General features: G+C 69.6%; 16 protein-coding genes. 8 read left to right on the forward strand and 8 right to left on the reverse strand.

The genetic code is table 11. From position 1 onward, the window contains the following. Nucleotides 1-372 precede the first annotated feature (372 nt). Entirely contained in the window at nt 373-1,164 is a 792-nt protein-coding gene (gene speD, locus FKV24_RS17760) for an adenosylmethionine decarboxylase (RefSeq protein WP_111265564.1), read from the reverse strand. Nucleotides 1,165-1,471: 307 nt separating this feature from the next. Here speD and crp point away from each other — a divergent pair, with 307 nt between their 5' ends. Further along, nucleotides 1,472-2,164, forward strand: a complete 693-nt coding sequence (crp, locus tag FKV24_RS17765; RefSeq protein WP_111265563.1) for a cAMP-activated global transcriptional regulator CRP — start codon at nt 1,472-1,474, stop codon at nt 2,162-2,164. A 369-nt stretch (nt 2,165-2,533) separates the two neighbouring features. On the opposite strand, the gene FKV24_RS17770 is transcribed toward crp, so the two are convergent. The 5 genes from FKV24_RS17770 to FKV24_RS17790 all read right to left on the reverse strand — a co-directional run bounded on the left by FKV24_RS17770 (nt 2,534) and on the right by FKV24_RS17790 (nt 6,155). Beyond that, nucleotides 2,534-3,289 carry a haloacid dehalogenase-like hydrolase gene (locus FKV24_RS17770; protein ID WP_111265562.1) on the reverse strand — a complete coding sequence of 252 codons (756 nt, stop codon included), beginning with the start codon at nt 3,287-3,289 and terminating at the stop codon, nt 2,534-2,536. Further along, a complete protein-coding gene (gene trpC / locus FKV24_RS17775) occupies nt 3,286-4,077 on the reverse strand; it encodes an indole-3-glycerol phosphate synthase TrpC (RefSeq protein WP_141483340.1) in 792 nt (263 codons plus the stop codon). Before trpC ends, FKV24_RS17770 begins: the two co-directional genes overlap by 4 nt. Then, complete coding sequence (locus tag FKV24_RS17780; RefSeq protein ID WP_141483341.1) at nt 4,074-4,421, reverse strand: antibiotic biosynthesis monooxygenase family protein; 348 nt, start codon at nt 4,419-4,421, stop codon at nt 4,074-4,076. Before FKV24_RS17780 ends, trpC begins: the two co-directional genes overlap by 4 nt. A gap of 13 nt (nt 4,422-4,434) precedes the next feature. Next, nucleotides 4,435-5,478: an anthranilate phosphoribosyltransferase gene (trpD, locus tag FKV24_RS17785; protein ID WP_111265559.1), complete on the reverse strand. Its 1,044-nt coding sequence runs from the start codon at nt 5,476-5,478 to the stop codon at nt 4,435-4,437. A 77-nt stretch (nt 5,479-5,555) separates the two neighbouring features. After that, entirely contained in the window at nt 5,556-6,155 is a 600-nt protein-coding gene (locus FKV24_RS17790) for an anthranilate synthase component II (protein WP_141483342.1), read from the reverse strand. A gap of 289 nt (nt 6,156-6,444) precedes the next feature. On the opposite strand from FKV24_RS17790, the gene azu reads away from it, so the two are divergent. The 7 genes from azu to FKV24_RS17825 all read left to right on the forward strand — a co-directional run bounded on the left by azu (nt 6,445) and on the right by FKV24_RS17825 (nt 13,770). Next, nucleotides 6,445-6,924 (forward strand): azurin, encoded by a 480-nt coding sequence (azu, locus tag FKV24_RS17795; protein WP_111265557.1) that lies wholly within the window; start codon nt 6,445-6,447, stop codon nt 6,922-6,924. Next, nucleotides 6,921-7,364 carry a group III truncated hemoglobin gene (locus FKV24_RS17800; protein ID WP_249041085.1) on the forward strand — a complete coding sequence of 148 codons (444 nt, stop codon included), beginning with the start codon at nt 6,921-6,923 and terminating at the stop codon, nt 7,362-7,364. The genes azu and FKV24_RS17800 overlap by 4 nt, the downstream gene beginning before the upstream one ends. A gap of 44 nt (nt 7,365-7,408) precedes the next feature. Further along, nucleotides 7,409-8,806 (forward strand): oxygen-independent coproporphyrinogen III oxidase, encoded by a 1,398-nt coding sequence (gene hemN, locus FKV24_RS17805; protein WP_141483343.1) that lies wholly within the window; start codon nt 7,409-7,411, stop codon nt 8,804-8,806. Between the two features lie 10 nt (nt 8,807-8,816). Continuing rightward, nucleotides 8,817-9,596: a helix-turn-helix domain-containing protein gene (locus tag FKV24_RS17810; RefSeq protein WP_425481670.1), complete on the forward strand. Its 780-nt coding sequence runs from the start codon at nt 8,817-8,819 to the stop codon at nt 9,594-9,596. 92 nt (nt 9,597-9,688) lie between these two features. Continuing rightward, nucleotides 9,689-12,007, forward strand: coding sequence for a nitric-oxide reductase large subunit (locus tag FKV24_RS17815; protein ID WP_141483345.1), 2,319 nt, complete (start codon nt 9,689-9,691; stop codon nt 12,005-12,007). A 110-nt stretch (nt 12,008-12,117) separates the two neighbouring features. Beyond that, nucleotides 12,118-13,344, forward strand: a complete 1,227-nt coding sequence (locus FKV24_RS17820; protein WP_141483346.1) for an NnrS family protein — start codon at nt 12,118-12,120, stop codon at nt 13,342-13,344. Nucleotides 13,345-13,368: 24 nt separating this feature from the next. Continuing rightward, nucleotides 13,369-13,770, forward strand: a complete 402-nt coding sequence (locus FKV24_RS17825) for a SirB2 family protein (protein WP_141483347.1) — start codon at nt 13,369-13,371, stop codon at nt 13,768-13,770. 26 nt (nt 13,771-13,796) lie between these two features. Here the strand turns inward: FKV24_RS17825 and FKV24_RS17830 are convergent, their stop codons facing one another. Both FKV24_RS17830 and FKV24_RS19640 read right to left on the reverse strand, forming a co-directional pair. Then, complete coding sequence (locus FKV24_RS17830; RefSeq protein WP_141483348.1) at nt 13,797-13,988, reverse strand: hypothetical protein; 192 nt, start codon at nt 13,986-13,988, stop codon at nt 13,797-13,799. A 30-nt stretch (nt 13,989-14,018) separates the two neighbouring features. Next, on the reverse strand, nt 14,019-14,298 hold a 280-nt coding region (locus tag FKV24_RS19640), incomplete at its 5' end, for a hypothetical protein (protein WP_211371913.1).

The raw sequence follows: 14,298 nt of genomic DNA on the forward strand, positions 1-14,298 counted from the left end.
ACGGATATCGTTCCCCCCTGAGTCAGGGGGCGATTCGCATCGCAGATGCGAATGGGGGTGTGGAAGCGCAACGGCGGGGCCCGAGGTTTGCGAAGCCAACCTTGGGAGATATCCGCGCGCAGCCGGATATCGTTCCCCCCTGAGTCAGGGGGCGATTCGCATCGCAGATGCGAATGGGGGTGTGGAAGCGCAACGGCGGGGCCCGAGGTTTGCGCAGCCAACCTTGGGAGATATCCGCGCGCAGCCGGATATCGTCCCCGCGCAGGAGCGGCGCAAGCCGCGATCGATGCCCCGCCACATACGCGAAAGCCCGCCGGAGACGGCGGGCTTTCGGCTTTCCGGGCCCGGGGGCGAGCGCCCGGCGTCCGGCGCTCAATCGACCAGATTGCGCCCGTGGTAGAGCTCCTCGATCTCGCGCTTGAGCCGCGCTTCGATCTTCATCCGCTCCTTGAACGACAGGTTGCGCGCCTTCTCCTCGAACAGGTAGGTGTCGAGGTCGAACTCCTTCAGGTGCATCTTGGTGTGGAAGATGTTCTCCTGGTAGACGTTGACGTCGAGCATCTCGTAGCGCGACTTCACGTTCTTGGCCAGGAAGTCCTGGATCGAGTTGATCTTGTGGTCGATGTAGTGCTTCTTGCCCTTCACGTCGCGGGTGAAGCCGCGCACGCGGTAGTCCATGATCACGATGTCGGACTCGAAGCTCTCGATCAGGTAGTTCAACGCCTTCAGCGGCGAGATCACGCCGCAGGTGGCGACGTCGATGTCGGCGCGGAAGGTCGCGATGCCGTTGTCCGGATGGGTCTCCGGATAGGTGTGCACGGTGATGTGCGACTTGTCCATGTGCGCGACCACGGCGTCGGAGATCACGCCCTTGGCCTGCGACTTGTCGATCACCGGCTCCTCGGAGATCAGGATCGTCACCGACGCGCCCTGCGGATCGTAGTCCTGGCGCGCGATGTTGAGGATGTTGGCGCCGATGATCTCCGCCACGTCGGTCAGGATCTGGGTCAGGCGGTCGGCGTTGTAGGCCTCGTCGATGTACTCGATGTAGCGCTGACGCTGGTCTTCGGACACGGCGTAGCAGACATCGTAGATGTTGAACGAGAGGGCCTTGGTGAGGTTGTTGAAACCCTGCAGCCTCAGGCGAGGCAACGGCTTGACCACGTCGGCAATTCCGGGGGACGGCTGGGGGCACGCATTATGCGGCAATCGTCATGACCGTTAAAGCGATTGCCTCGCGGTCAGGTGAACGGCGTCGCACTCCGCTACCGGGTCGGCCGGGGTCGCGGATCCCGCCTCGCGAGCCGCCCCGGATCCCCGCCGGAGCTTGCTCTCAGGGCCCGCGACGGACCTGCGCACGGCGCCGCTCCGGCCCCGCGGCCACCGCCAAAAACGTCAGGATTTGCCCCCGGGCGTCGCTTGGGCCTAAGCTCCGTCGATTGAAGGATCACCACTACACCCAATTCAACCTATGCCTGCCGACCCGGTCGCCCATCTCACCGCGCTCCGCCGCACCCACAGCCCGCTGACTCCGGATGCCGCCACGATCGAGCGCTTCCTGGTTCACTGCCATCGCCGCCGCTACCCGTCGAGGACCGACGTGTTCCGGCCCGGCGACCCGGCCAGCACGCTCTACTACATCATCTCCGGCTCGGTCAGCATCATCACCGAGGAGGACGACGGTCGCGAGCTGGTGCTCGGCTACTTCGGCCCCGGCGAGTTCGTCGGCGAGCTCGGCCTGTTCATCGAAAGCGAGCAGCGCGAAGTGATCCTTCGCACGCGCACCGCCTGCGAGCTGGCCGAGATCGGCCACGACCGCTTCTACGACCTGCTGATGACCCGGCTGGCCGCGGATGCCCCGAAGCTGCTGTACGCGATCGGCGCGCAGATCTCGCGGCGCCTGCTCGATACCAGCCGCAAGGCCGGCCGCCTGGCCTTCCTCGACGTCACCGACCGCATCGTGCGCGCCCTGCACGACCTGGCCCGGGAGCCGGAGGCGATGAGCCATCCCGACGGCACCCAGCTGCGGGTGTCGCGCCAGGAGCTCTCGCGCCTGGTCGGCTGCTCGCGCGAGATGGCCGGCCGCGTGCTCAAGAAGCTGCAGGCCGACGGCAAGCTGCACGCCCGCGGCAAGACCGTGGTGCTGTACGGCACCCGCGGCTGACGCCAGCGACATCGCCGCGTCCCCGACGGGCAGCCCGTGCTTGCGGCATGGGCTGCCCGTTTCGTTTGCGCGCCGGCATCTGCGCAGCAGCGGCGTGAGTCGCGATCCGGGGCCTTGCCATGAAGGCCCCATCGCGGCTTGCGCCGCTCCTACAAAGAGCGGCGGAGCGGCGCGGGATGGATGGGCTGGTCTCGTGGGAGCGGCGTACGCCGCGGTCCCGGGCGCAGCCGGATATCGTTCCCCCCTGAGTCAGGGGGGCGATTCGCGCGCAGCGCGAATGGGGGGATGGATGCGCAACGGCGGGGCCCAAGGTTTGCGCAGCACACTTTGGGAGATATCCGGGCGCAGCCGGATATCGTCCCCGCCGGCTCAGGCCACCGGGTCGCCGGCGCGGCCCGGGCATCCCCAGTTGAGGATCGGCGTGCCGGCCGGCAGCAACTGGCGGAAGCGGTCCACGCGGCGCGCCTTCGGGTTCACCACCACCGGCTCGGCCGCCGCCAGCAGCAGCGGCAGGTCGGCGGTGCTGTCGGAATAGGCCTTGTGCACGGTGCCGTCGAAGCCGGCCTCGTGCAGCATCGTCATCTTCATCCGGTTGTGGCAGTGGCGGACCGGGCCGACTCCGCCCAGGCGCGGTCCGACCCGGGTGCCGACCACCGGCACGTCCTCGTGGGCTACGAAGGCCAGGATCGCCCGCGCCAGCTCCGGCGGCGCACCGGTGGCGACCACCACCCGGTCGCCGCGCTCGCGGTGCCCGTGCAGCACCTCCAGCGCGATCGGCAGCAGGCGGGCGCGGATCTGCTCGCGGTGGCCGTCGACGTAGCGGTCGATCACCGCGTCGAGATCGCGGCGGCCATGCAGGCCGAACACCGAGCCCACCCAGACGAAGCCGGAAATGCCGAACCGGCGGGTCGGCAGGAACGCCACCAGCGGTCCGAACAGCGGCGCGATCAGCACCGCCATCGCCACCCGCCACCACGACCGCCCGATCATCCAGCGGAACAGGTGGGTACCGGAGTCGCCGTCGTAGAGCGTGTGGTCGAAGTCGAACACCACCAGCGGCGCGTCCGCCCGCGCCGGCGGATAGCCGCGGCCGGCAACGCCGTCGTCGCCGCCGACCGCACTCATGCCGCGAACAGCCTCTGCAGGGCGGCGCCCGGGTCGGGTTCGCGCATGAAGCTCTCGCCGACCAGGAACGCGTCGATCCCGGCCTCGCGCATGCGCGCGACGTCCGCCGGCGTGGCGATGCCGCTCTCGGTGACCAGGGTGCGGTCCGGCGGCACCGCCTGCTTCAGCGCCAGGGTGGTGTCGAGCGAGACCTCGAAGGTGCGCAGATTGCGGTTGTTGACCCCGATCAGCTCGCAGTCGGTCTGCAGCGCGCGCTCCAGCTCGTCGATGTCGTGCACCTCGACCAGCACGTCCATGCCCAGCTCGTGGGCCAGGTTGGCCATCTCGATCATCGGTCCGTCCTCGAGCGCGGCGACGATCAGCAGGATGCAGTCGGCGCCGATCATCCGCGCCTCGTAGACCTGGTAGGGGTCGATGGTGAAGTCCTTGCGCAGCACCGGCAGCGCGCAGGCGCCGCGGGCCTCGCCCAGGTAGAGATTGCTGCCCTGGAAGAAATCGACGTCGGTCAGCACCGACAGGCAGGCGGCGCCGCCGGCCTCGTAGCTGCGCGCGATCTCGGCCGGGTGGAAGTCCGGGCGGATCAGCCCTTTCGACGGGCTGGCCTTCTTGACCTCGGCGATCACCGCCGCCTGGCCGGCGCCGATCTTCCCGCCGATCGCGCGGACGAAGCCGCGCGTGGCCGGCATGGCCTCGGCGCGCGCGCGCACCATTTCCAGCGGCCGCATCCGGCTGCGCTGCTCGATCTCCTCGACCTTGCGGGCGAGGATGGTGTTGAGGATGTCGCTCATGCGTGCTGTTTCTTTCCGTAGGCGCGTTCGACCCTGGCCACGCGCAGTTCGAAGTGTCGATACCAGTGTTCGCGACCGTGGGCGCGGGTCGCGGCGTGCTCGGCGTGGCGCTTCCACGCGAGGATCGCATCCTCGTCGGTCCAGTAGCTGACGGTGATGCCGAAGCCGTCGCCACCGCGGGTGGACTCGACCCCGAGGAAACCCGGCTGCTGCCGCGCCAGCTCGACCATGCGGTCGGCGGCGCGGGCATAACCGGCGTCGTCGCCGTCGCTGCGGCGCGAGCTGAAGATCACCGCGTAGTACGGCGGTTCGGGCAGCTCGGCGAAGGCGTCGTCGCGGCTCATCGTCGCCCCCGGGTCAGGCCGGCGCCCGCGCGCCGAGCTCGCGGGTCAGGGCGACGAACGCGTCGAGCCTGGCCCTGGCCGCGCCCGAGCCCATCGCTTCGCGCGCGCGCTCGATGCCGTCGGCGATGCTGTCGGCGACGCCGGCCACGTACAGCGCCGCGCCGGCGTTCATCGCGACGATCTCCAGCGGCAGCCCGGGCTTGCCCGACAGCACGTCGAGGACGATGTCGCGCGACTCCATCGCGTCGCCGACCTGCAGGTTGCGGGTCGCCGCCATCGAGATGCCGAAGTCCTCCGGGTGCACCTCGTACTCGCGCACCTGCCCGTCGCGCAGCTCGCCGACCAGGGTCGACGCGCCCAGCGACAGCTCGTCGAGGCCGTCGCGCCCCCACACCACCAGCGCACGCTGCGCGCCGAGCTTGCGCAGCACGCGGACCTGGATGCCGACCAGGTCGGGATGGAACACGCCCATCAGGATGCTCGGCGCGCCGGCCGGGTTGGTCAGCGGGCCGAGGATGTTGAACAGGGTGCGCACGCCCATCTCGCGACGCACCGGCGCGACCACCTTCATCGCCGGGTGATGCACCGGCGCGAACATGAAGCCGATGCCGCAGCGATCGATGCACTGCGCGACCTGTTCCGGCTGCAGCTCGATGCAGGCGCCCAGCGCCTCGAGCACGTCGGCGCTGCCCGACTTCGACGACACGCTGCGGTTGCCATGCTTGGCGACCTTGGCGCCGGCGGCCGCGACGACGAACATGCTGGCGGTGGAAATATTGAAGGTATGGGCGCCGTCGCCGCCGGTGCCGACGATGTCGACCAGACCGCTGCGGTCGGCGACCTCGACCGGGCGCGCGAACTCGCGCAGCACCGTCGCCGCGCCGGCGATCTCGCCGACGGTCTCCTTCTTCACCCGCAATCCGGTCAGGATCGCCGCGGTCATCGTCGGGCTCACCCCGCCCTGCATCACCTGGCGCATCAGCTCGACCATCTCGTCGTGGAAGATCTCGCGATGCTCGATGGTGCGTTGCAGGGCTTCCTGCGCGGTGATCGGCATGGGCTGGACTCCGTGTTCGCTCAAGGAATGGGCCGCCGGGCGGCGGCGATGGTGGATCGGGCGCGCGTGTCGACCGCTCAGCTCGCGCCCGGCCGCTCGAGGAAGTTCCTCAGCAGCGCATGACCGTGCTCGGTCAGGATCGATTCGGGGTGGAACTGTACGCCCTCGACCGGATGCTCGCGGTGGCGCAGGCCCATGATTTCGTCGAACGCCGGCGCATCGTCGGCGTCGGACTCGGTCCACGCGGTGATTTCCAGGCACTCGGGCAGGCTGTCGCGCTCGACCACCAGCGAGTGGTAGCGGGTCGCCTCGTAGTGGTCCGGCAGCCCCGCGAACACGCCCTCGCCGCGGTGACGGATGCGCGAGGTCTTGCCGTGCATGATCCGCTTGGCCCGCACCACCCGGCCGCCGTAGGCCTGGCCCAGGCTCTGGTGGCCGAGACAGACGCCGAAGATCGGCACCTGCGCCCCCAGCTCGCGGATCACCTCGACCGACACACCGGCCTCGTTCGGGGTGCACGGACCGGGCGAGATCACGATCCGCTGCGGCGCCAGGGCGCGGATCCCGGCGACGTCGAGCTCGTCGTTGCGCACCACCTTGACCTCGGCCCCCAGCGTCTGCAGGTACTGCACGAGGTTCCAGGTGAAGCTGTCATAGTTGTCGATCATCAGCAGCATGACACGCCCATCTCATTGATTCATATAAACAAATAGGCCATTGCCGATGAGCGGCACCGCTCCGGGTGCCCGCGCTTTTCGTGGGCCGCCTGCGCCCAAGCCACCATTTTGGACGAAGTCGGGACCTCCGTGTCCAATGAATAGCGGCTATGGCGACCCGCCCGCGGCCGCATTCGCCCGCTCCCGGACGCCCCGGCGACGGCCGCTCACCCGCGCACCTGACCTGGATCAAGTCGCGCCCGGGACGCGCGGCGCAGACTGTCGGCAGACCGTTCCAGGAGTCCCTGCCATGTCCACGCCCCGCCGTTCCGCTCCCCAGGCGCTCGCCCTGCTCGCCCTCGCCCTGCCACTCGCGATGGCGGCGACGCCGGCCTCGGCCGATCCCTGCGCCGCCACCATCGAGAGCACCGACGCGATGCAGTACACGGTCCACGAGCTGTCGGTACCGGCCTCGTGCAAGACCTTCACGGTGACCCTCAAGCACACCGGCAAACTGCCCAAGACGGTGATGGGCCACAACTTCGTGCTCGGCCGCAGCGCCGACATCGATGCGATCAACCGCGACGGCATGGCCGCGGGCGCGGCCAACGACTACGTCAAGCCCGCGGACGCGCGGGTCATCGCCTCCAGCAAGGTCATCGGCGGAGGCGAGACGACGACCATCGCGATCCCGGTCGCCAGGCTCGACGCCGGCGAGCGCTACACCTATACCTGCACCTTCCCCGGCCACTCGGCGGTGATGCGCGGCAGCCTCGCGCTGAAGCCGTGAGCGCCGCGGCGCCCATCCCCGGTGCGCCGACCGCCCACGCGCCGCTCGCCGAAGCGGATATCGCGCGCCTGGTCGAACGCTTCTACCAGCGGGTCCGTCTGGACCCGTTGCTGGGGCCGGTGTTCGCGCCGGTGGTCGAGGACTGGGATGTCCACATCGCGACCCTGATCGACTTCTGGAGCGCCGTGGTCCTGCGCAGCGGGCGCTATCGCGGCAACCCGATGGCGATGCACCGCCGGCTGCCGATCCAGCCGGAGCACTTCGAACGCTGGCTGGCGCTGTGGAACGAGACCGCGCGCGAAGAGCTGGGCGAGGACAACGCCCGGATCGTCGGCGACCACGCCGCGCGCATCGGCCGCAGCCTGCGCCATGGACTGGGACTGGGCCCAACGCGTCCATCGCCGCCGCAGGCGGACGCGTCCGGATCGATGCCGGGTTGACACGGATCAAGACCGCGCGCCGCGCGCCTGCATAGGCTGTCGCCATGGACACGTCCTTCGCCTTCGATGCGGACCTGCTGCGTCGCTACGACCGCCCCGGCCCGCGCTACACCTCCTATCCGACCGCCCCGCAGTTCGATGCCGGCTTCGACGAGGCGCAGTTGCGGCAGGCCGCCGCGGAAAGCAACGGCGACCCGATCCCGCGCCGGCTGTCGCTGTACGTCCACGTGCCGTTCTGCACGAGTCCGTGCTTCTACTGCGGCTGCAACCGGATCATCACCCGCGACACCGCGCGCGGCGAGGCCTACCTGGCGCGCCTGTACCGCGAGGTGGCGATGACCGCCGCGCTGTTCGACCGCGACCGCGAAGTGATCCAGCTGCACTTCGGTGGCGGCACGCCCAACTTCCTCGCCCCCGGACAGCTGGGCGAGGCGGTCGACACGCTCCGCCATCACTTCCGCTTCAGCGATGCCGACGACCGCGACATCTCGATCGAGATCGACCCGCGCCAGGTCTCGCCGGGGGAGATCGGCGAGCTGGCGGCGATCGGATTCAACCGCGTCAGTCTCGGCATCCAGGACTTCGATCCACGGGTGCAGGAAGCGGTCAACCGCATCCAGCCGGCCGCGGACACCCTCGCCATCATCGACGCGGCGCGCCGCCACGGCATGCGTTCGGTCAACGTCGACCTGATCTACGGCCTGCCGCGACAGACGCCGGAGGGCTTCGCTCGCACGCTCGACATCGTCACCGCGGCGCGCCCCGACCGGCTCGCGGTCTACGGCTACGCGCACATGCCGCGCCTGTTCCGCGCCCAGCGCCGGATCGCCGAGGAGGAACTGCCGTCGCCGGCGTCGCGGCTGGCCCTGCTGCAGTTGACGATCGAGAAGCTCACCGCCGCCGGTTACCGCTACATCGGCATGGACCACTTCGCCCTGCCCGAGGACGAGCTCGCCCGGGCGCAGGAAAACGGCAGCCTGCATCGGAACTTCATGGGCTACACCACCCATGCCGACACCGACCTGATCGGCCTAGGGGTGAGCGCGATCAGCCATGTCGGAAACAGCTTCAGCCAGAACCGGCGCGAGCTGGCCGACTGGCAGACCGCCCTGGACGAGGGACGCCTGCCGGTCGCCCGCGGCATGTGGCTGGACCCGGACGACACGATCCGCGCCGACCTGATCCAGCAGCTGATGTGCCAGGGCTGCATCGAGGTGCCCGCGTTCGAGCGCCGCCACATGCTGCGCTTCCACGAGTACTTCGCCGCCGACCTGGCGCGCCTGCAGCCGCTGCTGGACGATGGCCTGGCGCGGTGGGACGGCAAGCGCCTGCAGGCGACTTCGCGCGGCCGCCTGCTTCTGCGTAACATGGCGATGTGTTTCGACCGGTACCTGCATCAGGATGTCCCAGCGAACACCCTCCGCTACTCGCGTGCCATCTGATCCCGCAACGGTGTCCGGACGCGCCGCGGACGGCGCCGGCGATCCCGCCGCGTTCCCGCGCAACGATTCGCGGACCTTCGCCAACGACGGCGACACGCTGCGCTTCTGCTCGACCTGCGCGTTCTCGCAGGCCTGCCTGGCCGAGGGCATGGACAAGAGCGGCCTGGCCGACCTGCACATGCTGGTCGAACACATCGGCCCGTTCCGCGAGGGCGAACACATCTTCCGCGAGGGCGATCCGTTCGAGGCCATCGCCGCGGTCCGCGCCGGCACGGTGAAGACCTACATCGTCGACCGCGACGGCCGCGAGCACGTGCTGGGCTTCCACCTGCCCGGCGAGGTCATCGGCCTCAACGCCATCGACGGCGACCACTATCCCTGCAACGCGGTGGCGCTGGACACGGTGATGCTGTGCCGGTTCTCGTTCCCGCGGATATCGGTGCTGGCCACGCAACTGCCCGGGCTGCAGCGCCACCTGTTCCGGCTGATGAGCCGCGACATCAGCCGCGCCGCCCTGCACGCCGGCGACTGGAGCGCCGACCAGCGCATGGCGGCGTTCCTGATCGGCCTGTCGCGACGGCTGGCGGCACGCGGCTTCTCGCCCACGCGCTTCCAGCTGACGATGGCGCGCACCGACATCGCCAACTACCTGCGACTGGCGCCGGAAACGGTCAGTCGCGTGCTCAGGCGCTTCCAGCGCGACGGCCTGTTGCAGGTCGATCGCCGCGAACTCGAGCTGACCGACCCGCCCCGCCTGCAGGCGCTCGCCGCCCCGGTGCTGCGCAGCTGAGCGCGCGGCTCCGGCCGTTCCGGTTGACCTGCATCAAGGAGCCGCACGGACGCCGGCGCGACCATCTCCCGGTCCGAACCGGGAGACCGTCAATGAGCAGCACCCGAAAGCTATGGATGGGCCTGGCCCTCCTCCTCGTCGCATCGTTCAGCGTGCTGCTGTGGGCGGGCGGGGAGATATTCCGCAATGCGCCGCCGATGCCCGAACGCGTGGTCACCGCCCAGGGCGACGTCATCTTCACCCGCGCCGACATCGAGCGCGGCCGCCAGGTCTGGCAGTCCATCGGCGGCATGCAGCTGGGATCGATCTGGGGCCACGGCGGCTATGTGGCGCCGGACTGGAGCGCCGACTGGCTGCACCGCGAGGCGACCGGCATCCTCGACCTGTGGGCCCGCGCCGAAGGCGGCGTCGCGGCCTGGTCGCAACTGGAACCGGAGGAACAGGCGCGGCTTCAGGGGCGGCTGAAGGCGCTGATGCGCGGCAACACCTACGACGCCGCGACCGGCACGATCACGATTGCGCGCGACCGCGCCGCCGCGATCTCCAACGTCGCCGCGCACTACGAAAGCCTGTTCGGCAACGATCCGGCCACCGCGGAACTGCGCGAAGCCTATGCGATGAAGGACAACACCGTGCCGGACCCGGCGCACCGCCGCGCCCTGACCGCGTTCTTCTGGTGGACCGCCTGGGCCGCCGGCACCGAACGCCCGGCCGCCAGCGCCGACGACGGCAACGCCGCACCGGTCGAACAGGTCGTCACCTACACCAACAACTGGCCCAGCGAACCGCTGATCGGCAACGCGCCGGCGGCGCCGATGTGGGTGTGGTCGGCCTTCAGCGTGCTGTTCCTGCTCGCCGGCATCGCCCTGCTCGGCTGGCACCACGCGGTGACCCACGACCGCAACGACGCCCCGTCCCGGCTGCCGGCGACCGACCCGCTGGCCGGCATCCGCGTGACCGCCTCGATGCGGGCAACGGCGAAGTATTTCTGGGTGGTGCTGGCCCTGTTCCTGGTCCAGATCCTGCTGGGCGCCATCACCGCCCACTATCAGGTCGAGGGACAGCAGGCCTATGGTTTCGCGCTGTCGGAGGTACTGCCCTATTCGCTGTCGCGCACCTGGCATACGCAGCTGGCGGTGCTGTGGATCGCGGTGGCCTGGCTGGGCACCGGCCTGTACATCGCGCCGGCGCTGTCCGGACACGAGCCGCGCTTCCAGCGCTTGGGGGTCAACTTCCTGTTCGTGTGCCTGCTGGTGATCGTGATCGGCTCGTTCGCCGGCCAGTGGATGGCGGTGATGCAGAAGCTGGGGCTGGAGCACAACTTCTGGTTCGGCCACCAGGGCTGGGAGTACGCGGACATGGGGCGCTTCTGGCAGTGGTTCCTGTTCGTCGGGTTGTTGCTGTGGCTGACCCTGGTCGGCCGGGCGCTGTGGCCGGTGCTGCGCGGGCCGGCGACCGAGTCCAAGTCGATCGTCGCGTTGTTGTTCATGTCGACCGTGGCGATCGGCCTGTTCTTCGGCGCCGCGCTGATGTGGGGCGAGCACACCCATCTGTCCGAGGTCGAATACTGGCGCTGGTGGCTGGTGCACCTGTGGGTGGAAGGCTTCTTCGAAGTGTTCGCCACCGCCGTGATGGCGCTGATCTTCACCCGCCTGGGCCTGGTGAAGGCGTCGATGGCGACGACCGCGGTGTTGTTCGCGACCATCGTGTTCATGGCCGGGGGCGTGCTGGGCACCCTGCACCACCTGTACTTCGTCGGCACGCCGACCGCGGTGGTGGCGCTGGGCGCGAGCTTCAGCGCGCTGGAAGTGGTGCCGCTGGCCTACATCGGCTTCGAGGCCTACCACACCTGGAAGCTGGGGCGGGCCACTCCCTGGATGGCCCGCTACCGCTGGCCGATCCTGTTCTTCATCGCGGTCTCGTTCTGGAACCTGGTCGGCGCCGGTCTGTTCGGGTTCCTGATCAATCCGCCGTTGTCGCTGTACTACATGCAGGGTCTGAACCTGACCCCGCTGCACGGCCACACCGCGCTGTTCGGCGTCTACGGCATGCTCGGCATCGCGCTGGTGCTGTTCTGCCTGCGCGGACTGCGCGGGCAGATGGCATGGAACACCGGCGCGCTGAAGCTTGCGTTCTGGTCGCTCAACATCGGCCTGGCGCTGATGGCGCTGCTCACCCTGCTTCCGCTGGGCACGATGCAGCTGATCGCCGCGATCGAACACGGCTACGCCCATGCGCGATCGGCCGAGTTCATGCAGCAGCCGCTCGTCGACCTGCTGGTGTGGATGCGGGTACCGGGCGACACGATCTTCAGCATCGGCGCGGTCGCACTGGCCTGGTTCGTGCTCAGGCTGTGGGTCGCGCCCCGGCGCGGCACGCTGCCCGAACGCGCCGCGGAGATGGCGGACTGAGTGGCGCACGCCGGCGCGGGCCCGCCCGCGCCGGCCGTCTTCGATCCCGGCCACCCTGCAGCTGACCTGGATCAAGGCGGTCGCACCACGACCTGGCCGATCCTGAGCCGATGCACGATTCGTCCGCCCTGCCGCCGCCGTCCCTGTATCGATTGGGGGCCGCACCGCACCGCCTGATGTTCTTCATCGGCTGCGGCAACCTGCTGGTGGCGATGCTCTGGTGGACGGCATGGCTCGCCGCCGCGCGCGGGGCGTTGCCGGCGATGCCGCAACCGCAGCCCTACGCCGGCTGGCTGCACGCCTTCGTCATGCAGTACCAGATGCTGCCCAGCTTCATCTTCGGCTTCCTGCTGACGACATTTCCGCGTTGGCTGGACCTGCCCGGGTTCACCGCGCGGCGCTTCCTGCCGGTCGGCGCGGGCATGTTCGGCGGCCAGCTGGCGACCCTGCTCGGCGCGCTGGGCTGGGGGCCTGGCATTTCCGTAGGCCTGGCAATGACCGCGGCAGGATGGCTGGCCGGGCTGGTCGCACTGGGCGGATGCCTGCTGCGCGACCGCGACGGCAACTGGCACGCGCGCTCCTGCTTCGCCGCACTCGCGATCGGCTTCGTCGGCCTGCTGTTCTGGGGCGGCCATGTCTGGGGCGGTTCGGCAACGGCGGCCTTCGTCAGCATCAAGCTGGGCACCTTCGGGATGCTGCTGCCGGTCTACCTGACCGTCGCCCACCGGATGTTCCCGTTCTTCGCCAGCCGCGTGGTGCCCGGCTATGTGCCGTGGCGTCCGGGCTGGGTGCTGGCATTGTTCTGGGCACTGCTGGCGGCCCACCTGACGCTGGAGCTGCATCACGCCTACGCATGGCTGTGGCTGGTCGACATCCCGCTGCTGGCCGGCTCGGCGATGCTGTTGCTGCGATGGTGGCCGGACCGCCCCGCACCCGGCCTGCTGAAGGTGCTGTTCCTCGGCAGTCTCTGGCTGCCGCTGACATTCGCGTTGTACGCGGCCCAGAGCGCCGCCTACCAGCTGACCGGCGCCTTCTGGCTTGGACGCGCACCCGCGCACGCACTGTTCATCGGCTTCTTCGGCAGCGTCCTGATCGCGATGGTGACCCGGGTCACCCGTGGCCACTCCGGCCGCAGCCTGCGGATGCCGCCGATCGCCTGGTTCGCGTTCGCGACGATCCAGTTGTGCGCGCTGAGCCGGATCGGCGCCGAGCTGGCCGCCGCGCCGTTGACCTGGCAGTTGCTGTCGGCGTCGCTGTGGTTGCTGGCGCTGGGCCCCTGGGCGCTGCGAATGGGCCACATCTACCTCTCACCGCGCGTCGACGGCAAGCCCGGTTGAGCGCACCGCACAGGCAACCGCCCGATGATCGAGTTCTATCCCCAGATCAGGTCCATCCACATCGCACTGGCGTTATGCAGCGGACTGCTGTTCGCGCTGCGCGGCGCCTGCGTGATCGCCGGCATGCGCTGGCCGCACCACCCGCTGGTCCGCTGGAGCAGCTACCTGATCGACACCGCACTGCTGACCGCCGCGCTGATGCTGCTGGCGATCCTGCCCGGCACGGTGTTCGCCAACGGCTGGCTGGCCGCCAAGCTGGCCCTGTTGGTGCTGTATATCGGGCTGGGGGTCTGCGCGATCAGGCGCTCGCTCGGCAACCGCTGGCGGCTGCCGGCCTACATCGCGGCATTGGCGACTTTCGCGCTCATATACACCATCGCGCGCGCCCATCACCCGCTCGGAATCCTGCGCCAGCTCCTGGACTGAGCCACCCGCACGCGCATCGCTCGCGCTCAACGCCGGTACGGCGCGCTCCCGTCGTCGGGCCACGCGCGCATCCGGCAGCGGTCACCGTCGCACCGCTCGCCGCATGCTTCACAACCGCCGTCGCAACCGCCCTCGCAACCCGCCGCGTCGATGGCTTCGAGAATCGCCCGCTCGGGGCATGCGCCGAACTCGGGAACGAAGGCCTGGACATGGGACATGGCGGGACTTCCTGACTGGAGTGTCGGCGATCACAACAGCCCCGCGCGGGCACCGCCCTGATCCAGGTCAGGCCGGCGACGCCCGCTGCGTCCGCCATCCGCAACCGCTTGACCTGGATCAAGCCGGCGCCATTGCCGCGCCGCCAGCGGCCGGAACTTGATCCCGATCAAGGCCGGCGGCGCATGCGGGTCGCACCCTCGTCCATGAATGGTCACCCCCTTCCGGGACAAGGAGAACGCACGATGCGCCGTTACCCAGGATCCGCCGTCGCCATCGCCCTGGCCGTCGCGCTTGCCGCCTGCGGCGGCC

The sequence above is a fragment of the Marilutibacter maris genome (genome assembly GCF_006546735.2).
In the GTDB taxonomy this organism is placed as follows: domain Bacteria; phylum Pseudomonadota; class Gammaproteobacteria; order Xanthomonadales; family Xanthomonadaceae; genus Marilutibacter; species Marilutibacter maris.